This is a genomic window from Cypionkella sp. (assembly GCF_036782355.1).
Lineage (GTDB): Bacteria > Pseudomonadota > Alphaproteobacteria > Rhodobacterales > Rhodobacteraceae > Cypionkella.
In genome coordinates this window covers 18437-42584 of the sequence record NZ_DAIPZF010000014.1, presented here as the reverse complement: position 1 = coordinate 42584, position 24148 = coordinate 18437, and the positions used below count along the sequence as shown (strand labels likewise).

27 protein-coding genes are annotated in these 24148 nt (G+C 60.8%); 14 read left to right on the top strand and 13 right to left on the bottom strand.

Translation table 11 applies throughout. The annotated features are described in order from the left end of the window. Positions 1-2: 2 nt before the first annotated feature. Positions 3-461, top strand: coding sequence for a tryptophan-rich sensory protein TspO (tspO, locus tag V7Q10_RS07405; protein WP_333868430.1), 459 nt, complete (start codon positions 3-5; stop codon positions 459-461). On the opposite strand, the gene crtC is transcribed toward tspO, so the two are convergent. Both crtC and crtD read right to left on the bottom strand, forming a co-directional pair. Beyond that, positions 458-1333: a carotenoid 1,2-hydratase gene (crtC, locus tag V7Q10_RS07400; RefSeq protein ID WP_442885837.1), complete on the bottom strand. Its 876-nt coding sequence runs from the start codon at positions 1331-1333 to the stop codon at positions 458-460. The genes tspO and crtC overlap by 4 nt on opposite strands. Continuing rightward, positions 1297-2850, bottom strand: coding sequence for a 1-hydroxycarotenoid 3,4-desaturase CrtD (gene crtD, locus V7Q10_RS07395; protein WP_333868428.1), 1554 nt, complete (start codon positions 2848-2850; stop codon positions 1297-1299). Before crtD ends, crtC begins: the two co-directional genes overlap by 37 nt. Before the next feature lie 118 nt (positions 2851-2968). On the opposite strand from crtD, the gene V7Q10_RS07390 reads away from it, so the two are divergent. From V7Q10_RS07390 to dxs, 13 genes are all read left to right on the top strand, one after another. After that, a complete protein-coding gene (locus tag V7Q10_RS07390) occupies positions 2969-3853 on the top strand; it encodes a polyprenyl synthetase family protein (protein ID WP_333868427.1) in 885 nt (294 codons plus the stop codon). A 1-nt stretch (position 3854) separates the two neighbouring features. Next, complete coding sequence (locus tag V7Q10_RS07385) at positions 3855-4979, top strand: methyltransferase (RefSeq protein ID WP_333868426.1); 1125 nt, start codon at positions 3855-3857, stop codon at positions 4977-4979. 125 nt (positions 4980-5104) lie between these two features. Beyond that, positions 5105-6061 (top strand): chlorophyll synthesis pathway protein BchC, encoded by a 957-nt coding sequence (bchC, locus tag V7Q10_RS07380; protein ID WP_333868425.1) that lies wholly within the window; start codon positions 5105-5107, stop codon positions 6059-6061. Continuing rightward, positions 6058-7059, top strand: coding sequence for a chlorophyllide a reductase iron protein subunit X (locus V7Q10_RS07375; protein ID WP_333868424.1), 1002 nt, complete (start codon positions 6058-6060; stop codon positions 7057-7059). The genes bchC and V7Q10_RS07375 overlap by 4 nt, the downstream gene beginning before the upstream one ends. A 162-nt stretch (positions 7060-7221) precedes the next feature. Beyond that, positions 7222-8691, top strand: coding sequence for a chlorophyllide a reductase subunit Y (gene bchY, locus V7Q10_RS07370; protein ID WP_333868459.1), 1470 nt, complete (start codon positions 7222-7224; stop codon positions 8689-8691). Beyond that, positions 8691-10169 carry a chlorophyllide a reductase subunit Z gene (gene bchZ / locus V7Q10_RS07365; protein ID WP_333868423.1) on the top strand — a complete coding sequence of 493 codons (1479 nt, stop codon included), beginning with the start codon at positions 8691-8693 and terminating at the stop codon, positions 10167-10169. The genes bchY and bchZ overlap by 1 nt, the downstream gene beginning before the upstream one ends. Then, the gene (gene pufQ, locus V7Q10_RS07360) at positions 10166-10387 is read left to right on the top strand and encodes a cytochrome PufQ (RefSeq protein WP_333868422.1); all 222 of its coding nucleotides are present in this window, start codon (positions 10166-10168) and stop codon (positions 10385-10387) included. Before bchZ ends, pufQ begins: the two co-directional genes overlap by 4 nt. A 119-nt stretch (positions 10388-10506) precedes the next feature. Then, positions 10507-10656: a light-harvesting antenna LH1, beta subunit gene (gene pufB / locus V7Q10_RS07355; protein WP_333868421.1), complete on the top strand. Its 150-nt coding sequence runs from the start codon at positions 10507-10509 to the stop codon at positions 10654-10656. A gap of 13 nt (positions 10657-10669) precedes the next feature. Further along, positions 10670-10852, top strand: a complete 183-nt coding sequence (gene pufA, locus V7Q10_RS07350) for a light-harvesting antenna LH1, alpha subunit (protein ID WP_333868419.1) — start codon at positions 10670-10672, stop codon at positions 10850-10852. Positions 10853-10989: 137 nt separating this feature from the next. Then, positions 10990-11838, top strand: coding sequence for a photosynthetic reaction center subunit L (gene pufL / locus V7Q10_RS07345; RefSeq protein WP_333868418.1), 849 nt, complete (start codon positions 10990-10992; stop codon positions 11836-11838). After that, the gene (pufM, locus tag V7Q10_RS07340; RefSeq protein ID WP_333868417.1) at positions 11831-12754 is read left to right on the top strand and encodes a photosynthetic reaction center subunit M; all 924 of its coding nucleotides are present in this window, start codon (positions 11831-11833) and stop codon (positions 12752-12754) included. Before pufL ends, pufM begins: the two co-directional genes overlap by 8 nt. Before the next feature lie 13 nt (positions 12755-12767). Further along, positions 12768-12995: an RC-LH1 core complex protein PufX gene (gene pufX, locus V7Q10_RS07335; protein ID WP_333868416.1), complete on the top strand. Its 228-nt coding sequence runs from the start codon at positions 12768-12770 to the stop codon at positions 12993-12995. 191 nt (positions 12996-13186) lie between these two features. Next, positions 13187-15094, top strand: coding sequence for a 1-deoxy-D-xylulose-5-phosphate synthase (gene dxs, locus V7Q10_RS07330; protein ID WP_333868415.1), 1908 nt, complete (start codon positions 13187-13189; stop codon positions 15092-15094). 73 nt (positions 15095-15167) lie between these two features. Here the strand turns inward: dxs and V7Q10_RS07325 are convergent, their stop codons facing one another. From V7Q10_RS07325 to bchL, 11 genes are all read right to left on the bottom strand, one after another. Further along, complete coding sequence (locus V7Q10_RS07325) at positions 15168-15605, bottom strand: c-type cytochrome (RefSeq protein WP_333868414.1); 438 nt, start codon at positions 15603-15605, stop codon at positions 15168-15170. Between the two features lie 74 nt (positions 15606-15679). Beyond that, positions 15680-16891 carry a 5-aminolevulinate synthase gene (hemA, locus tag V7Q10_RS07320; protein WP_333868413.1) on the bottom strand — a complete coding sequence of 404 codons (1212 nt, stop codon included), beginning with the start codon at positions 16889-16891 and terminating at the stop codon, positions 15680-15682. Continuing rightward, positions 16881-17690 (bottom strand): putative photosynthetic complex assembly protein PuhE, encoded by an 810-nt coding sequence (puhE, locus tag V7Q10_RS07315; protein ID WP_333868412.1) that lies wholly within the window; start codon positions 17688-17690, stop codon positions 16881-16883. The genes hemA and puhE overlap by 11 nt, the downstream gene beginning before the upstream one ends. A gap of 76 nt (positions 17691-17766) precedes the next feature. Further along, positions 17767-18864, bottom strand: coding sequence for a magnesium-protoporphyrin IX monomethyl ester (oxidative) cyclase (gene acsF / locus V7Q10_RS07310; RefSeq protein ID WP_333868411.1), 1098 nt, complete (start codon positions 18862-18864; stop codon positions 17767-17769). Continuing rightward, the gene (locus tag V7Q10_RS07305; protein ID WP_333868410.1) at positions 18861-19157 is read right to left on the bottom strand and encodes a hypothetical protein; all 297 of its coding nucleotides are present in this window, start codon (positions 19155-19157) and stop codon (positions 18861-18863) included. Before V7Q10_RS07305 ends, acsF begins: the two co-directional genes overlap by 4 nt. A gap of 22 nt (positions 19158-19179) precedes the next feature. Next, on the bottom strand, positions 19180-19638 hold the full coding sequence (puhC, locus tag V7Q10_RS07300) for a photosynthetic complex assembly protein PuhC (protein ID WP_333868409.1): 459 nt from the start codon (positions 19636-19638) through the stop codon (positions 19180-19182). Between the two features lie 9 nt (positions 19639-19647). Then, positions 19648-20280, bottom strand: coding sequence for a photosynthetic complex putative assembly protein PuhB (gene puhB / locus V7Q10_RS07295; RefSeq protein ID WP_333868408.1), 633 nt, complete (start codon positions 20278-20280; stop codon positions 19648-19650). Next, on the bottom strand, positions 20277-21050 hold the full coding sequence (puhA, locus tag V7Q10_RS07290; protein WP_333868407.1) for a photosynthetic reaction center subunit H: 774 nt from the start codon (positions 21048-21050) through the stop codon (positions 20277-20279). The genes puhB and puhA overlap by 4 nt, the downstream gene beginning before the upstream one ends. Before the next feature lie 18 nt (positions 21051-21068). Next, positions 21069-22508 carry a PucC family protein gene (locus tag V7Q10_RS07285; RefSeq protein ID WP_442885835.1) on the bottom strand — a complete coding sequence of 480 codons (1440 nt, stop codon included), beginning with the start codon at positions 22506-22508 and terminating at the stop codon, positions 21069-21071. Further along, the gene (gene bchM / locus V7Q10_RS07280) at positions 22508-23179 is read right to left on the bottom strand and encodes a magnesium protoporphyrin IX methyltransferase (protein WP_333868406.1); all 672 of its coding nucleotides are present in this window, start codon (positions 23177-23179) and stop codon (positions 22508-22510) included. Before bchM ends, V7Q10_RS07285 begins: the two co-directional genes overlap by 1 nt. Then, positions 23179-24078: a ferredoxin:protochlorophyllide reductase (ATP-dependent) iron-sulfur ATP-binding protein gene (bchL, locus tag V7Q10_RS07275; protein ID WP_333868405.1), complete on the bottom strand. Its 900-nt coding sequence runs from the start codon at positions 24076-24078 to the stop codon at positions 23179-23181. Before bchL ends, bchM begins: the two co-directional genes overlap by 1 nt. Positions 24079-24148 lie beyond the last annotated feature (70 nt).

The window sequence follows — 24148 nt, the reverse complement described above, 5'->3', positions numbered from 1 at the left end:
CGATGCATTGGACAATCTTTCTGACCTATCTTGGGGCCTGCGCTGCGGCGGGGGCGACGGGGGCGATGATCCGTCCGGGCGAGTGGTATGACAGCTTGAACAAACCCAGCTGGACGCCGCCGCCTTTTGTGTTCCCTCTGGTTTGGACCACGCTTTATGTGCTGATCTCGATTGCGGGGATGCGGATTGCGCTGGCTGCGGGCAATCAAAACGCGGTGGCGCTGTGGTCTTTGCAGATTGCGCTGAACACGCTGTGGACGCCGGTCTATTTTGGCCTGCACCGGATCAGGGCGGCGATGGGGGTGATGGTGTGCCTTTGGGCGGCGGTTGCGGCCTGCACTTGGACCTTCTTTGGCGTTGATTTTTGGGCGGGGATGTTGTTTTTGCCCTACCTTGTCTGGGTAACGATTGCGGGCGCGCTGAATTTCACCACGCTGCGGCTAAATCCAACCCAAGCCTAGGGCCATTTGGCCCGGCGTGGCACCCGCACCGCCAGCATCGCCTTGACCACTGGCGATCGAAAGCGCCCCAGATCCAGCGCCTCATGCACGCCGCAGACTGTTTCGCCTTCGATCTGGGTTTGCACCAAAGACCGGCTGTAAAACGGCGCATCCAGCAGGGCCTTGGTCTGGCGCGGCGTGGCGCCTGCATCGCAGCGCGTCTCGCGGCTGACCTGCCAGCCGGTGCGCGCCAGCCGGCTCAGCGGCGGCGGGGTGATTTGCTGCGCGCTTCCGTCGGCGGCGAAATCCAAGCCAAGCGCAAGCGTGCTGCCATCGGCGCGAATGCCGTCATAAAAGCAAGTGGTGCCGCCATTGCCGCGCGGATAGCGCCCCCAAGTCCAGCGCTTGAAATCGGCCTCAAGCGCTGCATTGCCGAAATTGGCGTCGAAATAGCCGTGCCCGCTCCAACTGTGACCTTGGCTCAGGTCAACCTCGATGCGGGCCGAGGGCGCAAAGGGCCGCCAGATATGGCCGCCGTCAGGGGTCAGGGTGGCCTCGACCTCGGTCACCGCTGAAGGCGTCAGCCGGATCTGGCCGCGCAGCCGCGACACCAAGGGCAAAGACGATATCTCGTTGACATCAATCACCAATGTGCCGCTTTGCCACTGCATCCGGCTGGGGCCAACCTGCAAGCTGTCGCGGCTTTGGCGCAGCGCATCGCGGCCACGGTCGGTCATGGTAAAGCGGCCGCCGGGGCCATAGGTCACCACATTGATGCAGCAGTGATTGGCCGGATCGCGCCTGCCAGACCAAGCATACCACGGCGAGAACACCGAGCCGATAAAGCCGATTACGCTTAGCGCGCGCGTCCCATCGGCCGAGACCCCGTCGATATACCACCAGGCATAGCCATCTGGCGCGACGTCAAGGCTGAAGTCAGGTCGCTCAAGATCGCTTCGGCCGCATGCTTGCCGGACAAGGCCGCCATCGGCACTCCCGCTCCGGGATGCGCGCCGCCCCCCGCCAGATAAAGCCCCGTCAGCTTGCTGCGCGCGCGCGGCCGCTGAAAGCTTGCCAGCGCCCCCTGTGGACTGCGGCCGTAAAGCGCCCCCTGCGAGCCCGGAAACAGCGTCGCGAACCCCTGCGGCGTCATCAAGGCCTGATCGGGTGGCGCTTGGTCGAAGCTCAGCCCGAAGCGGGCCAGTTGCGGAAAGGTCTTGGCGCGACATTGTGATACCTCTTGCGGCGAAAGCGTGGATTTGGCCGGTGCGTTCATGATGATCTCGAACCGCTCGGGTCCGGTGGGGGGCTGCGCGCTGCGGTCTTGGGCGCAGACATAAAGCGTTGCTTCGTGCGGCATCTGCCCTGCGGCAAGGGGGCCGAATTCTTGCTGCGGATCGCTGCAAAAAAACACATTGTGATGAATCAGATCCATAGCACTTGGGGTGGCTGCAAAGCTCCAGACCCAAGCCGAGAGGCTGCGCGGATGAGCGGTGGCAGGGCGCAGGGCTTGCTGCGCGCCATTGCCCAAAAGCCCCGCCAGAAGCGCCGCCGGATCGCCGTTAAACACCACCGCATCGCAAGAATAGGTGCGGGTATCCGACAGTGCCACCCCCGTCACCCGCCCGGCTTGGCGCAGAATTTTCTGCGCAGCCAGCCCATATCTGATCTGCACCCCCAGCCGCGTGGCCAGATCCGCCAGCGCGCGCGCAAGCATGCCCATGCCGCCCTGCACCGCCCAGACGCCGCGCGCCTCGGCCTGCCAGATCAGCGACAGCACCGCAGGTGCTGTCTGCGGCAGCCCGCCCACATAGGTGGCATAGCGGCCAAACAGCTGGCGCAGGCGCGGGTCGCTAAAGCTGTGCTCAAGCTGGCGCGCAAGGCTGCGGTTGCGCAAAACCACCGGCCAGATTGCCGGAGATTTCAAGCTATTCAACGCGATAGCGCTAAGGTTTGGCTGTGCGGCCTGCATCATCGGCGCGTCAAAGGCGCGGTAAAGCTGATCGGTCAGGCGGTGAAAGCGGATAAATTCGGCCTCGGATTTTTGCCCCGAAAAGGCAGCAATCGCCGCCGCACTTGCCTCGGGGTCGGCAAAAAGATCAAGCCGGCTGCCATCCAGCCACCAATGCCGCGCAAGGATCGGCTGGGCGATCAGGGTCAAGTGATCTTCCAACCGCTCGCCCGCGGCGCGAAACAGATCGTCAAAGACCGAGCGCAGCGTCAGCACGGTGGGGCCTGCATCAATCGGGCCGGCGGCGCTTGGCAGGCAGCGCATCTTGCCGCCCGGCGTCGCCTGCGCCTCGATCACCGTCACCTCTTGCCCCGCCAGCGCCAGCCGGATCGCCGCGCAAAGCCCGCCGATGCCCGCACCGATCACTGCAATTTTTAAGGCCTCTGGATGGCGCTGCATTTTTAGATCTCCCCAAGTCTGATTGTTGACTCAAGTGAAGAAACTGTCCAGTATGATTTACAGAAATCTGTCAACTTAAAGTGACAACTGGTCTAACCCAGCGGCGAAAGGGAATTTCATGTCGATCACGGCGCGATTGGATGCTGCCACGGCTTCGGTGATAGCGCGGGCGATGGGTGGGGCGGATGCGCCCAGCAAATTGGCCTCGGCGCTGCATTATGCGGTGACGCCGGGTGGGGCGCGGATCAGGCCGACGATCCTGTTGTCGGTCGCGATGGCCTGCGGCGATGATCGCCCCGCGCTGGCCGATGCGGCGGCGGTCGCTCTCGAACTGATCCACTGCGCCAGCCTTGTGCATGACGATCTGCCCTGCTTTGACGACGCCGATCTGCGCCGTGGCAAGCCCAGCCTGCACCGCGCCTATTCCGAACCACTGGCGGTGCTGGCGGGTGACAGCCTGATCGTGCTGGGCTTTGATGTGCTGGCCGAGGCTGCTGGGGCAGATGCCGACCGCGCGCTCAAGCTGATCCGTGTGCTGTCCAGGCGCACCGGCATGCCGCATGGCATCTGCGCGGGGCAGGGCTGGGAAAGCGAGGCGCAGGTCAATCTGTCCGCCTATCACCGCGCCAAAACCGGGGCTTTGTTTATTGCAGCCACCCAGATGGGCGCGCTGGCCGCAGGGCAGGACGCCGAGCCTTGGGAGGAATTGGGCGCGCGGATTGGCGAGGCGTTTCAGGTGGCCGATGATCTGCGCGACGCGCTTTATGATGCCGAAACCTTGGGCAAGCCCGTGGGCCAAGATGCCGCCCACAACCGCCCCAATGCGGTCAGCGCTTATGGGGTGCAGGGTGCGATCCGTCAGTTGAAGGATATTTTGGGTGGGGCCATCGCCTCGATTCCGTCTTGTCCGGGCGAGGCGATGCTGGCTGATATGGTGCGCCGCTATGCCGAACGCATGACCCCTGTTGCCCCCGTGCTGCATCAAGCTGCGGCGCGCCGCTGATATGGTTGCTTTACTCGATGTGAAATCTGCGCCGCGCGACTGGCTGTTGCGGCTTGCCGCCTCGCGCAAATTTCAGTCCTGGGCGGCGCGGGTGCCGCTGCTGCGGCGCGTTGCGCGGGCTGAAGGGGCTGCGATGTTTGATCTGGTCGCGGGCTTTGTGAATGCGCAAGTGCTGATGGCCTTGGTGGAGCTGAATATCTTGGCGCTGCTGCTGCGTGGGCCGGTCGAAGTGCGGCAGGTGGCGGGCATTTGTGCGGTGCAAGAAGACCGCATGCAGGTTTTGCTGCAAGCGGGCGCGGGGCTTGGGCTGCTGAAACGGCACCGCGATGGCCGCTTTGGCTTAAGTTTGCGCGGCGCTGCCCTGTTGGGCGTGCCGGGGCTCGAGGCGATGATCCGGCACCACCGCGCGCTTTATGCCGATTTGGCCGATCCGGTGGCGTTTTTGCGCGGCGGCCAGCAGACCCAGCTTTCGCAATTCTGGCCCTATGTCTTTGGCGCCGAGGGCGCGCGCGATGCGGCGGTGACAGCGACCTATTCAACGCTGATGGCGCAAAGTCAGGTGCTGGTGGCCGAGGATACTTTGGCGATGGTCAATCTGTCGGGGGTCAAGCGGCTGATGGATGTCGGCGGCGGCACTGGTGCGTTTTTGGCGGCGGTGGCGGTGGCGCATCCGCAGATGCAGCTTGATCTATTGGACCTGCCCGCAGTGTTGCTTGGCGCGCAGGCGCAGCTGGCTCAGGTGGGGCTAGAGGCGCGCGTCACTCTGCGGCCCGGCAGCTTTCGCGACGAGGCTTTGCCGCAGGGGGCCGATGCGATCAGTTTGGTGCGGGTGCTTTACGATCATGATGATTCGACCGTGGCGCGTTTGCTGGCGGCTGTTTACGCCGCATTGCCTGCGGGGGGGCGGCTTGTGATCTCGGAGCCAATGTCGGGCGGGGCGGTTCCTGATCGCAGCACCGATGTGTATTTTGCAATTTACACTTTGGCGATGCAAACTGGCCGCACCCGCTCTGCTGCCGAGATTTCGGCGCTTCTTCAGGCTGCTGGATTTGTAAATATTTGTTCTAAAACAGGTTTTCGCCCGTTTGTCACTTCGGTTGTCACCGCAGAGCGCGCGGGTCTCTAAAGAGTTCTTTGCAAAAGTGTCTATTTTATTTGACAGATGTTACTGTAAGTTTAAAGTGACATATAGGAAGTGACATTCGATAGAATCTGCTCTTGGGTTCTTACAAGCTGTCACGGGGAGAGATCGTGAAAACCAACGCCGTCATCTTGTCTGGCCCAAAAGACCTCGCCCTTGGCGCGGTGGCGCTGATGCGTCCGGCGGCGGGCGATGTGGTGGTTGCGGTGGCGCATTCGGGGATTTCGACCGGCACGGAAAAGCTGTTCTGGTCTGGCACGATGCCGCCCTTTCCGGGCATGGGCTATCCTTTGGTGCCGGGCTATGAGGCGGCCGGAGAGGTTGTTGAAGCGGGCCCAGACTCGGGCTTTAGCGTCGGCGACCACGTTTTTGTGCCGGGGGCGAATTGCTTTGAGGCCAATGAAGCAGGCCCCGTGCGCGGCCTGTTTGGCGCGGCTTCGCAGCTTTTGGTGACGCAGGGTGCGCGGGTGACGCGGATTGATCCGGGCTTTGGCGCGCAGGGGGCTTTGCTTGCGCTGGCTGCCACCGCGCGGCATGCGCTTGCAGGTTTTGACCGTGCGCTGCCCGATCTGATTGTGGGTCACGGCGTTCTGGGCCGGCTTTTGGCGCGGCTGACCGTGGCCGCGGGCGCGCCTGCCCCCACGGTGTGGGAGACGAATTCTGCCCGTCACGCCGGTGCCATGGGCTACGAGGTTGTGCAGCCTGATGCCGATCCGCGCCGCGACTATAAGGCGATCTATGATGCCTCGGGCGCGCCGGATCTGCTGAACACGCTGATCGGCCGTATCGCCAAGGGCGGCGAAGTGGTGCTGGCGGGGTTTTACACAGCGCCTTTGTCCTTCAACTTTCCACCCGCTTTCATGAAAGAAGCCCGTCTGCGCATCGCCGCAGAATGGGCGGCTGATGATCTGACCGCGACAAGGCAACTTGTTGAATCGGGGGCGCTTTCCCTAGACGGGCTGATCACACATACCGCCCGCGCCGATCAGGCAACCAGCGCTTACGAGACGGCATTTACCGATCCTGACTGCTTGAAAATGATCCTCGACTGGAGGGGCCACGCATGACTCTTGATATTCCAAATCTGAAAGATTTCGACGCGCGCTTGCGTGAAGAGGCCGCCGAACCGACACTAGAGGTGCCGCAAGGCGAGCCGACCAAAAAGACCCAGATCATCGCGATCTATGGCAAGGGCGGTATTGGCAAAAGCTTTACGCTGGCCAACCTAAGCCACATGATGGCCGAGATGGGCAAGCGGGTGCTGCTGATTGGCTGCGATCCGAAATCGGATACCACCAGCCTGTTGTTTGGCGGCAAGGCCTGCCCGACGATTATTGAAACTTCGACCAAGAAAAAGCTGGCCGGAGAAGAAGTTAAGATCGGCGACGTCTGCTTTAAACGCGGCGGCGTCTTTGCGATGGAGCTGGGCGGCCCAGAGGTTGGGCGCGGCTGCGGCGGGCGCGGGATCATCCACGGCTTTGAGCTGTTGGAAAAGCTGGGGTTCCACGATTGGGACTTTGACTATGTGCTGCTTGATTTCCTTGGCGATGTGGTCTGCGGCGGCTTTGGCCTGCCGATTGCCCGCGATATGGCGCAAAAGGTCATTCTTGTTGCCTCGAACGATTTGCAAAGCCTTTATGTTGCCAACAACGTCTGCTCGGCCGTGGAATATTTCCGCCGTTTGGGCGGCAATGTCGGCATCGCAGGCCTGGTGATCAATAAGGATGATGGCACAGGCGAGGCGGCTGCCTTTGCCGAAACCGTCGGCATTCCCGTGCTGGCCGCGATCCCGCAAGACGAAGATCTGCGCCGGAAAAGCGCGAATTATCAGATCGTTGGCAGCTATGAAAGCCAATGGGGTCCGATGTTTGCAAGCCTTGCCGAGGCTGTGGCTTTGGCCCCGCCTGTGCGCCCGACACCTGTGTCGCAAGACGGGCTTTTGGCGCTGTTCTCTGCCGAAGTCACCGGCGCCGATTTCGTGCTGACCCCTGCCACCGACGCCGATATGCGCGGCAAAAACGCGGTCGAGAAGAAATCTCTGGAAGTGGTCTACGACAATGTTTGATCTGGAAACCCTTGCCAAGTTGGAAGCCGCTTTGCAGCGCTTGACCCGAAAGGCCCGCAGATGAGCGAAGCCGTTTATGACAGCAGCCAAGACACGCCGCTGACGCAAGTGCAGGGGCAAGATTTGCCCGAAGCTGCGCTTGCGGCTGCGCCTGTGGATGGCATGGGCTGTCATGCCGGTGCTGCGACGATGCAAGAGGCCGCGCGTGCGGCCGGCAATTCAGAGCTTTTAGACCAATACGCCCGCGATTACCCGCAGGGCCCGCATGACAAGCCACAAAGCATGTGTCCGGCCTTTGGCTCGCTGCGCGTGGGTCTGCGGATGCGGCGGGTGGCGACGGTGCTTTCGGGCTCGGCTTGCTGCGTTTATGGCCTGACCTTTGTCAGCCATTTTTACGGTGCGCGCCGCTCGGTGGGCTATGTGCCGTTCAATTCGGAATCTTTGGTCACCGGCAAGCTGTTCGAAGACATCCGCGACGCGGTGCATGAACTTGCCGATCCTGCCACCAATGACGCGATTGTGGTGACCAATCTTTGCGTGCCGACGGCCTCGGGTGTGCCGCTGAAACTGCTGCCAAGCGAGATCAACGGCGTGCGGATTGTCGGCATTGATGTGCCGGGCTTTGGCATCCCGACCCATGCCGAAGCCAAGGATGTCTTGGCCGGTGCCATGCTGAAATATGCCCGCGCCGAGGTTGAGGCAGGCCCCGTGCAGGCCCCTGCAAGTGGGCGCAGCGATCGCCCTGCGGTGGCGCTGTTGGGCGAGATGTTTCCCGCCGATCCGATGATGATTGGTGCGATGCTGGCCCCCTTGGGCTTGGCCGCGGGGCCGGTTGTGCCTTGCCGCGAATGGCGCGAGCTTTATGCAGCGCTTGACTGCGGCGTGGTTGCGGCGATCCATCCGTTCTACACCGCTTCGGTGCGCGAATTTCAGGCCGCAGGCCGCAAGATTGTGGGCTCGGCCCCCGTCGGCCTTGATGGCACCGCCGCTTGGCTTGCCGCGATTGGCGAGGCTTATGGCATTGATCCCGCGCGGGTTGCCGCTGCCCAAAACGCGTTTTTGCCCGCGATCAAGGGTGCGCTTGCAGCCCATCCGATCAAGGGGCGGATCACGCTTTCGGGCTATGAAGGGTCCGAGCTGTTGGTGGCGCGTTTGCTGATCGAAAGCGGCGCAGAGGTGCCCTATGTCGGTACCGCTTGCCCGAAAACGCCCTGGAGCGCGCCAGATCTGGATTGGCTGGAAGCGCGCGGCGTCAAAGTGAAATTCCGCGCCAGTCTGGAAGATGATTGCGCCGCGATGGAAGCGGTCAAGCCTGATCTGGCGGTGGGGACAACCCCGCTAGTGCAAAAGGCAAAACAGCTTGCGATTCCATCGCTTTACTTCACCAACCTGATCTCGGCACGCCCGCTGATGGGGCCGGCAGGGGCAGGGTCTTTGGGCCAGGTGGTCAATGCAGCCATTGCCGGGCGCGCGCGGATGGAGGGTATGAAAACCTTCTTCGAGGGCGTGGGCCAAGGCGACACCGCTGGCATCTGGGAAGGCGCACCGAACCTGCGGCCTGATTTCCGGGCGCTGCATCAAAAGAAACTGGATCGGGCGGCGAAAGCGGCCAAAGCAGAGGAGATGATCTGATGCTGATCCAAGATCACGACCGCGCGGGCGGCTATTGGGGGGCGGTTTACGCCTTTTGTGCGGTCAAGGGGCTGCAAGTGGTGATCGACGGTCCGGTGGGCTGCGAAAACCTGCCGGTAACTTCTGTTCTGCACTATACCGACGCGCTGCCGCCGCATGAATTGCCGATCGTGGTCACCGGGCTTGGCGAAGAAGAGCTGGGCCGTGACGGCACCGAAGGCGCGATGATGCGGGCGTGGAAAACGCTTGATCCGGCGCTGCCTGCGGTGGTGGTCACCGGCTCGATTGCCGAGATGATCGGCGGCGGTGTCACCCCGATGGGCACCAATATTCAGCGGTTTTTGCCGCGCACCATCGACGAAGACCAATGGCAAACCGCTGACCGCGCGATGACTTGGATCTTTACCGAATTTGGCATGACCAAGGGCCGGATGCCGCCCGAGGCCATTCGCGAAGCGGGGGCTAAACCTCGGGTCAATATTCTGGGGCCGATGTATGGCGTGTTCAACATGGCGTCGGATCTGCACGAAATCCGCCGCATGGTCGAAGCCATGGGCGCCGAGGTCAATATGGTGATGCCCTTGGGCGCGCATGTGGCCGAGATGCGCAATCTGGTCAATGCCGACGTCAATATCGTGATGTATCGCGAATTTGGCCGGGGCTTGGCGGAAGTTTTGGGCAAGCCCTATCTGCAAGCGCCCTTTGGCATCGACAGCACAACCGCGTTTTTGCGCAAATTGGGCGAGCTGTTGGGGCTGGACCCTGAACCCTTTATCGCGCGCGAAAAGCATTCGACGCTGAAACCGGTTTGGGATCTGTGGCGCTCGGTCACGCAGGATTTCTTTGCCACCGCCTCTTTTGGTATTGTGGCGACTGAAACCTATGCGCGCGGCATCCGCCATTATCTGGAAACCGATCTGGGCCTGCCTTGCGCCTTTGCGATTGCGCGCGTGCCGGGCAAAAAGACCAACAACGAGGCGGTGCGCGGCTTGCTTAAGCAGCATCGGCCCTTGGTGGTGATGGGCTCGATCAACGAGAAAATGTATCTGGCAGAGATGAAGGGCGGCTTTGGCCCTGCGCCAAGTTTCATTCCGGCCTCGTTCCCGGGTGCTGCGATCCGCCGCGCGGTGGGCACGCCGATGATGGGCTATTCGGGTGCGGTCTGGGTGTTGCAAGAGGTGTGCAACTGCCTGTTTGACGCGCTGTTTCATATTTTGCCGCTGGGCACCGAGATGGACTCGGCTGCGGCCACCCCGACAACGCTGCGGCGCGATTTCCCTTGGGATGTCGACGCACAGGCGGCTTTGGACCGAATTGTAAATACGCACCCGATTTTGACCCGTATTTCTGCGGCGCGCGCCCTGCGCGATGCGGCAGAAAAAGCAGCGCTTGATCAAGGCGCCGAACGGGTGGTGCGCGAAACCGTGGAGGCTTTGCCAGGGGCACAGTCTTCACAAACTGAAGGAGAACGCGGATGAGCGACTATACCGTCAACGGCGACACGCAGCATGTCAAACGGGTGCATAAGGCCGAGTTTTTCGTCTACTTCGCGCTGATCTTCAGCCTTGCGCTGCCCTTGCATGTGCTGGGCTGGAGCTTTCAGACCATCCGCCACGCCAAGCTGCCGAGGCTTAGTCCTCTGACGCGGGCCTGGAAGGATGCACGGGCGGTGACGCCCATGATTTTCCGCGGCTAGTCCGCGACAACAGCATTCGCCTGCACCCTTTGGGGCAGGTGAAACATCGGAGGGGCATTCCGCCCACCGTGGCCCGGCCGCAGGGAATGCGGCGTCAGTCCGACTATCCGGAGGGTAATATGGCTGATAAATCCGACCTGTCCTTCACAGGTCTTACCGACCAGCAGGCGCAAGAGTTGCACTCGGTCTACATGAGCGGGCTTTGGTTGTTTGTGACCATCGCCGTTGTTGCTCATTTGGCAGTGTACATCTGGCGTCCGTGGTTCTGAGGGGGAAATAGAGATGAGCAAGTTCTACAAGATCTGGCTGATTTTCGATCCTCGGCGCGTTTTTGTGGCACAGGGCGTGTTCCTGTTCCTCTTGGCCGCGATGATCCACCTCGTGCTGCTGTCTACACCCGCCTACAACTGGTTTGACATCGCAACAGCAAAGCATGGCTATGCTGCTGAGATGCCAGCCAACTAAGGCGACACAACCCCTTGGTGCGGGCGGTCCTTGGTTCGGCCGCACCAAATCACCCAGTTCAGAGGAACACCTGACGGTCCCGCCGCGCGTTTTTTGTGTGGATATCGGTTGACCCGTCCAATGGCGGAGAGGGAAGCATGGCACTGCTCAGCTTCGAACGGAAATATCGCGTGCCTGGTGGCACGCTTGTCGGCGGCAACCTTTTCGACTTTTGGGTCGGACCGTTTTATGTCGGCTTTTTTGGGGTTACGACCTTTTTCTTTGCAGCGCTTGGCACTTTGCTGATCTTTTATGGCGCTGCGATGGGTCCAACCTGGAACCCTTGGCTGGTGACGATTAACCCGCCAGTGGTCGAGAATGGCTTGGCCTTTGCCCCGCTGATGCAAGGCGGGCTTTGGCAGATCATCACCTTTTGCGCGATTGGCGCCTTTGTCAGCTGGGCGCTGCGCGAGGTCGAAATTTGCCGCAAGCTGGGGATTGGCCTGCATGTGCCGATCGCCTTTGGCGTGGCGATTTTCGCCTATGTGATGCTGGTGGTCATTCGACCAATTCTGATGGGGTCTTGGGGCTATGCCTTTCCCTATGGCATCTTCAGCCATCTCGATTGGGTGTCCAACACCGGCTACACCTATGGCAATTTTCACTATAACCCCGTGCATATGCTGGCGGTGACCTTCTTTTTCACCAATGCTTTGGCGCTGTCGCTGCATGGCGGTCTGATCCTTTCTGCCGCCAATCCGGGCAAGGGCAAAGTGATGAAGACCCCCGATCACGAGGATACCTTCTTTCGGGATCTGATCGGCTATTCGGTCGGCACTTTGGGTATTCACCGTTTGGGCATGCTGCTTGCGATGAACGCGGCCTTCTGGAGCGCTGTCTGCATCGGCATCTCGGGCACGATCTGGTTTGATCAATGGGTTGATTGGTGGAACTGGTGGTTGAACCTGCCGATCTGGGCCAATGTTCATGGAGGCATAAATGGCTGAGTATCAAAACTTCTTCACCCAAGTCCAAGTCTCTGCCGCTCCCGAAATGGGCATGGTCGAGGATGTGGACACCGGCAACCGCACCAAGGGCGCTGGGTTTTCCACGCTGCTGGGTTGGTTTGGCAACGCACAATTGGGGCCGATCTATCTGGGCACCTTTGGCGTGATCTCGCTGGCCTGTGGCGCGATCTGGTTCATGATCGTCGGGCTTTGGTTCTGGCATCTGGCGGGCTATAATCCGGCGGTCTTTGTGCGCGATCTGTTGTGGATGGCGCTTGAGCCGCCAGCGCCCGAGTGGGGTCTGCGGGTTCCGCCGATGGATCAGGGCGGCTTGTTCCTGGTGGCGGGTTTCTTCTTTCTGGTCTCGCTTTGGACATGGTGGCTGCGCACCTATCTGCGCGCCGAGGCTTTGGGGATGGGCAAGCATGTCGCTTGGGCCTTTGCTGCGGCCTTGTGGCTGGTGATGGTGCTGGGCCTGATCCGTCCGGTGATGATGGGGAGCTGGTCTGAAGCAGTGCCTTACGGGATCTTCCCGCATCTGGATTGGACCAACTTGTTCAGCCTGACCTATGGCAACCTGTTCTATAACCCCTTCCATGCGCTGAGTATTGTCTTCCTTTATGGCTCGGCGCTGCTGTTTGCCATGCATGGCGCCACCATCCTTTCGGTGACGCGTCTGGGCGGCGACCGCGAGCTGGAACAGATTGTTGACCGCGGCACGGCCTCGGAACGCGCGGCTTTGTTCTGGCGCTGGACCATGGGCTTTAACGCCACAATGGAGGGCATTCACCGCTGGGCTTGGTGGTTTGCGGTTTTGGTGCCGATCACGGGTGGCATTGGTATCTTGCTGACGGGCACTGTGGTGGACAACTGGTTTGTCTGGGCACAGGACCACGGCTATGCCCCGCTCAACTGAAAAGGAAACAATCATGTCCGAGGAAAATTACTTTCAAGAGCCAAGCCGTGTTGTGCGTCTGCGGGTCTGGGCACTAGGCCAGATGGTCTGGGGTGCCTTTATCGCGGGGGCAGGTGTGCTGGCGATCGGCGGTGTTCTGGCGGCGATTTGGGTGGTGTCTTTGCTGCTGCCCGAGCAAAGCAAGCAAGCGCCATCGCCCTATGGCGCGATCGAGATCGCAAGCCCGATCAGAGTGGCTTGAGATCGGTGTAACATCGGCTGGGGCAGCGGCTTTGCCCCAGTTGCAACGACGTTCGGGCCATTTGCCGGTCCGCGCCTGGGCACCTTCCAAAGCCCGGTTCCCTTCCTGTAGGCAGCAGGAAACTGGTGCCGAGTGCGAAAATCACTTGGCACCTTTTTTCTCTTGGTCCTTACTTGCAAAAGGTTAAGAAAATGCGTCCTGAGACCCCCCTGTTAGACATGGTAAACTCTCCCGCCGATCTGCGCGAGATGAGCGACGAGGCGCTTGGGCAATTGGCGGGCGAGCTGCGCTCTGAGGTGATCTCGGTCGTGTCGCAAACCGGCGGGCATCTGGGGTCTTCGCTGGGGGTGGTCGAGCTGTCGGTGGCGATCCATGCGGTGTTCAACACCCCGGTGGACAAGCTGATCTGGGACGTTGGCCATCAATGCTATCCACATAAAATTCTAACCGGACGGCGGGCGGCAATGCGCAGTCTGCGCCAAGGCGGCGGGCTGTCGGGGTTCACCAAACGCTCGGAAAGCGCTTATGATCCCTTTGGGGCGGCGCATTCCTCGACCAGCATTTCAGCGGCTTTGGGCTTTGCCATGGGGCGCGAGATGGGGATGCCAACGGGCGATGCGATTGCGGTGATCGGCGATGGCGCGATCACGGCCGGCATGGCCTATGAGGCGATGAATGCCGCAGGCCATCTGGGCAAGCGGCTGTTCATCATTCTGAACGACAATGACATGAGCATTGCCCCGCCAGTGGGCGCGCTGAACCGCTATCTGAACGATCTGGCGCGCCACAGCCCCTTTGCGGCGCTGCGCGATGCCGCCGAAGGCTTTGAGGCGGCTTTGCCCGGCCCGATCCGTGAAGGCGCGCGGCGGGCGCGGGCTTTGGTCACCGGCATGCCGGGGGGCGGCACACTGTTTGAAGAGCTGGGGCTTTCCTATATCGGGCCGGTAGACGGGCATAACATGCCGGAATTGCTGGCAACTTTGCGCGCAGCCCGCACGCGGGCGACGGGGCCTGTGCTGATCCATGCCGTCACGGTCAAAGGCAAGGGCTATGCGCCTGCAGAAAATGCGGCCGATAAATATCACGGTGTGGCCAAGTTTGATGTGGTCTCGGGCACTCAAGCCAAGGCGAAATCCAACGCCCCCGCCTATACCGAGGTGTTTGGCGCCGCGCTGACCGACGAGGCCGCGCGCGATGGCAAAATCGTCGCGATTACGGCCGCGATGCCTTCGGGCACCGGACTTGATATCATGGCCGCGCGCTTTGCCAATCGGGTGTTTGATGTCGGCATTGCCGAGCAGCACGCGGTGACCTTTGCCGCAGGCATGGCGGCTTCGGGGCTAAAACCCTTTGTGGCGATTTATTCGACGTTCTTGCAGCGCGGCTATGATCAGATCGTGCATGATGTGGCTTTGCAGGGGCTGCCGGTACGCTTTGCGATTGATCGCGCGGGGCTGGTGGGCGCGGATGGGGCCACCCATGCGGGGGCTTTTGATGTCAGCTATCTGGGCAATCTGCCCGGCTTTGTGGTGATGGCCGCAGCGGATGAGGCTGAGCTGGTGCATATGGTGGCCACGGCTGCCGACTATGACGCAGGCCCAATTGCCTTTCGCTATCCGCGCGGCGAAGGCGTCGGCGTGCAGATGCCCGAGCGTGGCGTGCCGCTTGAAATCGGCAAAGGCCGGGTGCTGCGGCAAGGCGCGGATGTGGCTTTGTTAAGCTATGGCGCGCATTTGGCCGAATGCCTGCTTGCGGCCGAGGCTTTGCAAGCGCAGGGCATTTCGGTGACGGTGGCCGATGCGCGCTTTGCCAAGCCGCTGGATACCGATCTGATCGACCAGCTTGGCCGCCATCACGCGGCGGTTGTCACGGTCGAGCAGGGGGCTGCGGGCGGTTTTGGCGCCATGGTCTTGCAGTATCTGGCCAATTCTGGCGGGCTTGATCACGGGCTGCGGCTGCGCACCATGACCCTGCCTGACCGCTTTATTGATCAGGCAAGCCCTGCCAAAATGTATGAAGAGGCTGGTCTGACTGTGGCCGATATCACCCGCGTGGTGACGTCTGTTGCACCGCAACGGCTGCATGCGCTGACCGCCTAAGCCAAAGCCAGTAGAGCAGCAAAAAGCCCCCGAGAGATCGGGGGCTTTTGTGTGTTAAACGCTTTACCCGCTGTTACGGTGCAGCAGGTGCAGGGCTGAACTGCGCCAGATAGGCGTAGACGTCTTCAGCAGTTGCGGCGTCTTTCAGCTTGAAAGCCATTTTCGCAACGGCATTGGGCTTGTTCAAGTTTGCCTTCAGGAAAGCGGCTGGGTTTTGCACATATTCGACGAACTGCGCCTCGTCCCAAACCAGACCTGCCGCACCCGCCGCGACAAGATCCTTGCCGTATTTAAAGCCCTCAAGGCTGCCAGCCTGACGGCCAAACACGCCGTAAAGGTTCGGGCCAATTTTTGCGCCCTTGCCTGCCAATTTTTTACCATCGGCATCTGCGACCGTGTGGCAAGTTTGGCATTGATTGAACACCACCTCGCCCTTGGTGGCATCCCCAGCCGCCAAGGCAGGGGCGGCTGCGGTTGCCAAAACCGCGACTAGGGCACATTTCAATTTCATCGAGCTTTCCTCCATGCTCTGTCTCTCAGATGTTATACGCGTCGGATGCGCAGTTGGATCACTTTTGCGCGACCTTATGCCACAGCACGGGCCAGCGCGCATTGCGACCATAGCGCTTGCAAGGCATTGGCCAGATGGTCGATGTCGGCGTCGCTGTGGAAGGGCGAGGGCGTGATGCGCAGCCGCTCGGTGCCCTTGGCGACGGTGGGATAGTTGATCGGCTGCACATAGATGCCCCAGTCGCGCATTAAGATATCCGAAATCATCCGGCACTTGACCGGATCGCCGATCACCACCGGCACGATATGGCTGTCGTTCGCCATATGGGCGATGCCCAGACGGTCCAGCCTTGCGCGCAGTTTGGCGACCTGTTCTTGCTGCTTTTGCCGCTCGATCTGGCTGACCTTCAGATGCTGGATCGAGGCAGTGGCCGCGGCGGCCACGGCAGGTGGCAGGGCGGTGGTAAAGATAAAGCCCGAAGCAAACGAGCGGATGAAATCGCAAAGCGCCGCAGAGCCGGTGATATATCCGCCAACCACGCCAAAGGCCTTGCCCAATGTGCCCTCGATCAGGTCGATCTGATCGGCCAGGCCTTCGCGTTCTGACACCCCACCGCCGCGCGGGCCATACATGCCAACGGCGTGCACCTCGTCAATATAGGTTAGCGCGCCGTGGGCCTTGGCCACCTGCACGATTTCCTTGATCGGGGCGATGTCGCCGTCCATCGAATAGACCGACTCGAAGGCGACAATCTTGGGCCGATCGCCAGCGGCGGCAAGTTTGCGGTCCAGATCGCGCCAATCATTATGCGCCCAGATCACCTTATCGGCGCGCGAATGGCGCACACCTTCGATCATGCTGGCGTGGTTGCCAGCGTCTGAAAAGATCACCGCATTCGGGATCCGCGACCCCAGCGTCGACAGCGCCGCCCAGTTCGAGACATAGCCCGAGGTGAACAGCAAAGCAGACTCTTTGCCATGCAGATCGGCAAGTTCGGATTCCAGCAGCAAGTGCTTGTGATTGTTGCCAGAAATATTGCGTGTGCCGCCCGAACCCGCGCCATGGGTCTGAATACATTCGACCATCGCATCGACCACAGCAGGGTGTTGGCCCATGCCAAGGTAATCGTTGGAACACCAGACGGTGATTTCCTTTACCGCGCCATCCTTATGGGTATTGGCCTTTGGAAAATCGCCGCGTCTGCGCTCTAATTCGGCAAAGACGCGGTAATTGCCTTCGGCCTTGAGGGTTTCGAGTTGGGTTCGAAAAATCTGATCAAAGTCCATTGGCATCCTCAACTTGGTCGTTTTGCGGTTTCGTGGCGGGCAACATCCAGCGCCACAGTTTCTCGTCTGGCAGCGGCAGCACCATGAACCAATGCTCAAGCAGCGCCAGCAGGCAAAGGCAGGTCAGCAGGCTATAGCCAACCGACATGCCGGAGTGGGTGACATTGATCGCGCGTTCCAGCAGCAGCGCGGAAAACACCGTCAGCGCAGAAACCGAGATCGGAAAGAAAGCCGTGATCCGGCCGATGCGAAAATAGCTGGCCAAATGTGCAAGCGGGCGTGGCAGGAATTGAATGTTGATGCGCGGCACACCCAAAAACAGGTTCAGCTTGGCCGAGATGCGGGCGACAAACAGCAGCGCAAAGGTGCCAAAGGCAAACGGATTTGCCGCAGTCAGCGTCACCAGACCCAGGACTGCCAGCGTGCCAATCAAGGTGGCCTCGTGCCAAGCAATGGTGCCAACCGCACGCCAAAACCGCTCGCGCTTGGCGAGATAGGGCGGGCAGGGCATCCGGTTGGGGCCGGTGATGACGCCCGACAGAAAGGCAAGCTCGATCCAAGCCCAAAGTGCCAAGGCCGCAAGAAAGGCCATGTAGATGCCACCAGCCGAAAGATCGGGCAAAGAGGCGCGCGCGGCCAAGACCCCAATCGCCAGCAGCGGCAGGCCAAGCACGACCGACATCAGATGGTCTTTGGCGCTGCCGTTATCGGCCACGCGCACGCGCCACAGGATAATGCCTGTGGAAAACCACCATAAAAACAGGGTTATCAGGGCTGCAAACCAGGGGCTATCGCTCATCCGCGCGGCCCTTCTGACAGCAGGTGGGGGTAGGGGCGCGCCCGCCCCCAGCCCTCACCGCTGTGGGGGGAGACGGTCAATAGACCGGCTCCAACCGCACATTCTTTGGCGGCTCGCGGTGGATCACCGGAATGGTGTAAAGCTGCACAAAGGCCAGTGCCGCCTTGACCGCACCCAGCTTGGCCGTAACGAAACCGCCCAAACCGCCCTGACGCTTGCCCGCCTCCATCTGACCAAAGGCGTCGCGCATCCGGCGCAGATTGGGCAGCCAGCGTTTGTGGTTGATATCGACCTCGACCGGAAACACCTGCCGCGCGATTTCAGAGGTTTTGCGGAACACCTCTTGGTCATACCATTCAATATCGACGCCCAAGGCCTTGTGAAATTCCGGCCGCGCGTGGTCGCGCACAAACATGGTCGAATAGACCGCCGTCAGGAAAAAGCGGATCCACAGCTTATTGGCGAAGCTAGTGGTCAGTTTCGGATCGGTGCGCATCAAAAGCGCAAAGGCTTCGCCATGGCGGAATTCGTCATTGCACCATTCGCGGAACCATTTGAAGATCGGGTGAAAGCGCAGCTCGGGGTTTGCCTCGAGATGGCGGAAAATGGTGATATAGCGCGCATAGCCAATCTTTTCAGACAGATAGGTCGCGTAATAGATGAACTTGGGGCGGAAATAGGTGTATTTCTTGGCCTTGGTCAGAAAGCCAAGGTTCACAGCCACCCCGGCTTCGCGCAGCGCGTCATTGATGAAACCGGCATGGCGGGCCTCGTCGCGTGCCATAAAGTTGAACAGCTCGCAGATGTCAGGGTTATTGCCGCGCCGCTTCATCTCTTTGTAAAGCACGCAGCCCGAGAATTCGGCGGTGCAAGACGAGACCAGAAAATCAATGAACTCGCGCTTTAGCTTTGGCTCCATCGCCTCCCAATCGGCATCCCATTCGGCGTTTTTCTTGAAGTGAGACTTATTGGGATCGGCGCGCATTTCGGCCAGCAATTCGTCCCAGTCTTTGCGCACGGGGGTGACGTCGATGCGGTCCATCTCGTCGAAATCGGTGGTGTAAAAGCGCGGGTTCAACAGCGTGGTCTCGGTTGCCATCGCGGTGGTGTCAGTGGACTGCGAAGCCGCCAATTCGGCATATTCCGCCTCAAGGGCTTTGGGGGTCGCGTTCATGACATCACCTCTTCTGAAAACGAGAATTCGCACAGTTCCATAAAGCCGAAATCGCCCGTCAGACGGGTCCAGAGCCGTTCCAGCGCCGAGGCGCGGGTGATGGTGGCTTGACGGTCTTCGATGATCAGCTCGCCATAAGCGGCAAGGATCGGCTTGCCATGCACCAAGACTTCGTCGCCGGGGTGAATGACGGCACCATTGTTAAAACGAACGTGGGCATGCAGGCTCTCGAAGCGGTGACTGACTTCGACAGTGCAGGGGACGTCCTCGGCGTATCTGCTAAAAATTCCCATGATTTGGTTCCCATTATTGTTGTTAGTTTTGTGACATGAGCCGTTCGAATGCGGCTCTATTGTCGCTGCCAAAAGCGCCGAGTTCAGCGCTCCAGCCAGAGGCGTCGTCAAGGACCGCAAGGCGGCCATTGTCGTATTTTATGATGCGCACCGGCAGCGATTGGTCAAGCCTCGCATTGGTGCGTGCGCGTTCCAGTCCGTTTTGAATAACGGTGATAAAGCCGCCATGTGGCAGATCCATCATCACGCTGCCGTCGGCTGCAAGTACGGTCACGGCTTGCGCGCCGCCGCCTTGCAAGATCACGCTGCGCTCGGCCAGAATGGTTGCGGCCTTAGGCACGCCGACATGGGCGCGCCCTGTCACGGCTGCGGCTCCGACGATGGCAAGGCTTGTCACCACCAGCGCCAAGATCGCCACAAGCAGGGGCTTGGGGATCATGTCGCGTTCTGGCGCGGAATTGGGTTTGGCTTGGGCAAGCATGGCGCCTCGCTATTCTGCGGCGGCAAGCATGAGGCCCGCCCCGCGTTGTGCCACCATTGGTTCGTTCAGCTTGGTTTCGGCGGCATCAGACAAGAGTTTTGCGACGCGGGCGGCATCGGGGATGCAGCGCAGCGCAGGCTGGGTCTTGGCAAAGACCCAAGGCCGCGCATGGGGCCAGCACACCAAGTAAGAGATCCGCGTCTCGCCCAAGGTTTGCAGCGCAATCGTACCGGTGCCATTGGGTTTTAGCGCCAAGCTGGCGGTGCCGATCTGCTTAAACGGCAGATTCAGCGTCACGGTCAGCGCCGAGCCGATCCGCATCGCCACCCGTGCGGTGGTGACGGTGTAGACCGTGGTGCGGGCTTGGGTTGCGGCCAATCCCAACAAAATCGCACAGACCAGCAAGCCAATCGCCAGATAGGGCAGCGCTATGGCAAAGGCCTGCGTCAGGTTGCTGGCCTGCACGGCGATTTGCCAGACGGCAAGGCCAAGGAAGTAGCTTGCGACCCAAGTCAGCTTGAAGGCGTCGCGGGCCAGCGCAAAGGTGGCAGGCCGGCCCTGCCAAAGCAGTTCTTCGCCCTGCGGCGGCTGCTCTGGCAGCCCGCGCACCGGCTCTATTTCATAATCGTCATGCGCGCTCATGGCTTCCAGGACTCCGGCCCATGCTTGCGCTTGTCGGCTGCATAAAGCGTGCCGCCAGCATAATAAGCGCTGATCTTTTCTTCCTCGAGCAGGGTGACTTCGCTCATGGATTTGGTTGCCGGCACGCCGTCGAACAGATCCGAGGACAGCGAATTGATCCGCACGCGGTCTTTCCAGATCTTGACCATCGGCATCGGCACCAAACGGCGATTGCCCGAGTTCAGCTCGATCTCAAGATAGCGCACCAGCTGTTCGGGGGCATCTACCCACATATCGCGGATGCGTCCGACAACCTCGTTGTCGCCCGCCTGCACCGGCAAGCCGCGCGGATCGCGCCCAGCCGAGACGCCAAAGCTGCTGGCCTGCGCCATCGGCACGATCTTAGCATGGCCGTGGCCATCCAGTTCCGGCACATCGCGGCGCGGTGCCCAGGCGGCTGGCCCAAGGCCATCAACCATCGGATCACCCAAAGGCGCATGGGGAAAGCCTTCCGAGACAGCGGTACGCCCCATCGCCAGCTCGCGCGCCTCACGCGCGCCATTGGGCAGGGTGACTTCGCCGCGCCCATGCGGCAGGATAAAGGTTTTTGGGCTGGGCAGCGGGAAGGGGCCTTGGTTGGCGGCTTTGGCCCCATCCTCGGATTCCAGCGGATAGCCTTCGCGCATGTTTTCGGTTTGCAGATAATAGATCAGCAGCGCGAAAAAGCCCCAGAAAAGCCAGATCGAAAGCGCGGCAAGATCGAAGTTGCCAAAGAAGTGCGTGCCAAGCATGAGTTAATCCTCCGGTGGTCAGTTGGGAAAGTCGATCAGGCCCATGCGGGCGGTCTCGGCTTTCGATTTTGCAGTGAAAAGCGTGACCCGAACAAGAGGGGCCAAAGCGATGAGAGTTACGAAAAGTACAAGTATTTCAACTTGGTAGACAAAAGAGTAGCCAAAGGTCTGGGTGGCAAAGATCTGGCCCAGATGGCCTTGCAGCGCATAGGCCCCGACGCTGTCGCGCAAGCCGCCGCCAATGGCGATCGATAGGCCCGCAGCTGTCGCCTGCGCCGCCCCCCAAGCCCCAAGCACCAGCCCGCGGCCGGCGTGGCCCTGCTCGGGCAGCGCCATCGCCGCTGTCAGGGTCGAGACCGCAAACAGTCCCGCACCAAGGCCGATGCACCAAGCTCCCGCAAAGAACAGCACGCCCGAGTGCAAAGGCGCGGCCATGATCACCATCACGAAAGCCACCACCCCAACCAAGATCCCGCGCGCCGACATCCGAAACATATCCTGCCCCTGCGCCATCCAATGCCCGGCCAGCACAAAGCCGATCAGCGCTCCCATGGCATTGCAGGCGGTCAGCCAGGTCGTGGCCCCCACTGAAAGCCCAAGGATCTGCGCACCATAAGGTTCAAGCAAAACGTCTTGCATCTGAAAGCCCATGGTCCCCAGCATCACCACCAGCAAAAGCCGCCCCGCCGTGCCACCCGCCAGCAGATCGCGCCAGCCCTCGTGAAAGATCGGACGGCTCTGCGCCATTTCTTCCTTGGTCATCGGGCGGACTTTTTCCTGCTTCCACAGCGCGGTCAGGTTCAGCAAGATCGTCGCCACACCGCAGCCCTGCACCACACGGATCAGCTTGATCTCGTTGAAATCACGCAGCAAAAGGCCAAGGATCACCGCCGAAACCGCCATCCCCAAAAGGTTCATGACATATAAAAACGCCACAACCCGCGACCGTGTCTCTTCGGTCGCGCGGTCTGAGGCCAGCGCAAGCCCCGCGGTCTGTGTCATATGCATGCCGATGCCAGTCATCAAAAACGCCAGCCCCGCCAAGGCCTTGCCCGCCCATTCCGGCCCGTGGATCTGATCACCCGACAAAACGATCAGCGCAAAAGGCATGATCGCAAGCCCACCCATCTGCCACAGGCTGCCAAACCACAGATAGGGAATGCGTTTCCAACCGATCCAGCTTTTGTGGGTGTCGCTCTTGTGGCCCAGCATGGCGCGGAACGGCGCCGAGATCACCGGCAGCGCGATCATCCCCGCCACCACTGTTGCAGGTACCGCCAGTTCGACAATCATCACCCGGTTCAGCGTGCCCAAAAGCAACACCGAGGCCATGCCAACCGAGACTTGAAACAGGCTCAACCGCAGCAGTTGCAAAAAGCTCAAGCCTTCCGAGGCCGCATCGGCAAAGGGCATCCACTTGGTGCCAAGCTGTTGAATATGCTTGGATTTAACGAAAATCACCGCCGATACTCCAGACATTCCGAAATATAAAACCCGCGCGAGACACGATCGACCTTGCTGATCTGACCCGCGCCTTGGCACTGCGCCTGCAAGCGGCTATGGGCATGCGGCACCATGGTGGGGCTGCGGTCGCTGCGCGGAAACAGCTTGCCCATGCTCCAAAACGTTAACAAAAACGGCGTGCGCGGGGCCACGGTAAACACCACCGCACCTTCGGTGCGCGCGCCAAGCCGCGCCAGCGCGGCGCAGATGTCGTGGGTGTCATAATAGATCAGACTGTCCATCGCCACGACATGATCAAAGCGTCCATAGTCCGCCGTCATATCGCCCGAGGCAAACTCCACCCGTCCGCGCAACGAGGCCGGCAAGCGCTCGCGCGCGATCTTGACCAGCGCAGGCGAGATATCCACCGCCAACACATCCGCCCCGCGCGCGGCAAGCTCTGCCGTCATCTGCCCCGCGCCGCAGCCCGCATCCAAAATCCGGGTGCCGCGCAGATCATAGGGCAGCCGCGACAGCATCAAGGCCCGCATGCGGTCGCGGCCCTCGCGCACGGTCTGACGAATGCGCGACACCGGCGCATCCGAGGTCAGACGCTCCCAAACCTTGGTGGCCGAGCGGTCAAAGTAATCTTCAACCCGCGACAAAGTTGTCGAATAGTCCGGCATCAATCAAACCCCAAAAGCTCAAAGATTTCCCGATCTGGCAGCGGATGCGGCGTGGATCCCGCACCTTGCACCGACCGCCACAGCGTATCGGCCAGCTTCATATATTCCGCCCGTGCCATCACCACATCTTCGGCGTCATCCATCTCGAACAGGGTCTTTTTCTTCAGCCGAGAGCGGCGGATCGCGTCAATATCGGGCATATGCGCCAAGCGGTTAAAGCCAACACGGGCGCAATAGCGGTCGACCTCATCGGTCTCGCGCGACCGATTGGCGACACAGCCGGCAAGCTGCACCTTGTAATTGCCCGATTTGGCCTGCACGGCGGCGATGATGCGGTTCATCGCATAGATGCTGTCAAAGTCATTGGCGGTCACGATTACCGCGCGGTCGGCATGCTGCAAGGGCGCTGCAAAACCACCGCAAACCACATCGCCCAAAACGTCAAAGATCACCACATCGGTGTCATCCAGCAGATGGTGCTGCTTCAACAGCTTGACCGTCTGCCCCACCACATAGCCGCCGCAGCCGGTGCCCGCAGGCGGCCCGCCGGCCTCGACGCATTTCACGCCGTTAAAGCCGGTGGCGACATAATCCTCAGGCCGCAGCTCTTCGGCGTGAAAATCCACCTCTTTCAAGATGTCGATCACGGTGGGCTGCAACCGCCCCGTTAGGGTAAAGGTGCTGTCGTGCTTGGGGTCACAGCCAATCTGCAACACCCGCTTGCCCATCATCGAAAACGCCGCCGACAGGTTGCTCGAGGTGGTGGATTTACCGATCCCCCCCTTGCCATAAACCGAAAACACCTTGGCACCTTCAATGCGCGCATCGGCATCCTGATGCACCTGCACCGAGCCCTCGCCATCAAGGCCACGTAGATTTGGAACCAGATCTAGGCTCATGCTGATGCCCCTTTCATCTGTCTAAAAATATCCCCGCCGGAGGCTCCGACAGGTAAGTCGCGGTGGATTT

Coding starts and splice junctions, on each gene's coding strand:
- tspO (WP_333868430.1), top strand. CDS start 3: ATGCATTGGACAATCTTTCTGACCTATCTTGGGGCCTGCGCTGCGGCG.
- crtD (WP_333868428.1), bottom strand. CDS start 2,850: ATGCAGCGCCATCCAGAGGCCTTAAAAATTGCAGTGATCGGTGCGGGC.
- V7Q10_RS07390 (WP_333868427.1), top strand. CDS start 2,969: ATGTCGATCACGGCGCGATTGGATGCTGCCACGGCTTCGGTGATAGCG.
- V7Q10_RS07385 (WP_333868426.1), top strand. CDS start 3,855: ATGGTTGCTTTACTCGATGTGAAATCTGCGCCGCGCGACTGGCTGTTG.
- V7Q10_RS07375 (WP_333868424.1), top strand. CDS start 6,058: ATGACTCTTGATATTCCAAATCTGAAAGATTTCGACGCGCGCTTGCGT.
- bchY (WP_333868459.1), top strand. CDS start 7,222: ATGGGCTGTCATGCCGGTGCTGCGACGATGCAAGAGGCCGCGCGTGCG.
- bchZ (WP_333868423.1), top strand. CDS start 8,691: ATGCTGATCCAAGATCACGACCGCGCGGGCGGCTATTGGGGGGCGGTT.
- pufQ (WP_333868422.1), top strand. CDS start 10,166: ATGAGCGACTATACCGTCAACGGCGACACGCAGCATGTCAAACGGGTG.
- pufB (WP_333868421.1), top strand. CDS start 10,507: ATGGCTGATAAATCCGACCTGTCCTTCACAGGTCTTACCGACCAGCAG.
- pufA (WP_333868419.1), top strand. CDS start 10,670: ATGAGCAAGTTCTACAAGATCTGGCTGATTTTCGATCCTCGGCGCGTT.
- pufL (WP_333868418.1), top strand. CDS start 10,990: ATGGCACTGCTCAGCTTCGAACGGAAATATCGCGTGCCTGGTGGCACG.
- pufM (WP_333868417.1), top strand. CDS start 11,831: ATGGCTGAGTATCAAAACTTCTTCACCCAAGTCCAAGTCTCTGCCGCT.
- pufX (WP_333868416.1), top strand. CDS start 12,768: ATGTCCGAGGAAAATTACTTTCAAGAGCCAAGCCGTGTTGTGCGTCTG.
- dxs (WP_333868415.1), top strand. CDS start 13,187: ATGCGTCCTGAGACCCCCCTGTTAGACATGGTAAACTCTCCCGCCGAT.
- V7Q10_RS07325 (WP_333868414.1), bottom strand. CDS start 15,605: ATGAAATTGAAATGTGCCCTAGTCGCGGTTTTGGCAACCGCAGCCGCC.
- hemA (WP_333868413.1), bottom strand. CDS start 16,891: ATGGACTTTGATCAGATTTTTCGAACCCAACTCGAAACCCTCAAGGCC.
- puhE (WP_333868412.1), bottom strand. CDS start 17,690: ATGAGCGATAGCCCCTGGTTTGCAGCCCTGATAACCCTGTTTTTATGG.
- acsF (WP_333868411.1), bottom strand. CDS start 18,864: ATGAACGCGACCCCCAAAGCCCTTGAGGCGGAATATGCCGAATTGGCG.
- V7Q10_RS07305 (WP_333868410.1), bottom strand. CDS start 19,157: ATGGGAATTTTTAGCAGATACGCCGAGGACGTCCCCTGCACTGTCGAA.
- puhC (WP_333868409.1), bottom strand. CDS start 19,638: ATGCTTGCCCAAGCCAAACCCAATTCCGCGCCAGAACGCGACATGATC.
- puhB (WP_333868408.1), bottom strand. CDS start 20,280: ATGAGCGCGCATGACGATTATGAAATAGAGCCGGTGCGCGGGCTGCCA.
- puhA (WP_333868407.1), bottom strand. CDS start 21,050: ATGCTTGGCACGCACTTCTTTGGCAACTTCGATCTTGCCGCGCTTTCG.
- bchM (WP_333868406.1), bottom strand. CDS start 23,179: ATGCCGGACTATTCGACAACTTTGTCGCGGGTTGAAGATTACTTTGAC.
- bchL (WP_333868405.1), bottom strand. CDS start 24,078: ATGAGCCTAGATCTGGTTCCAAATCTACGTGGCCTTGATGGCGAGGGC.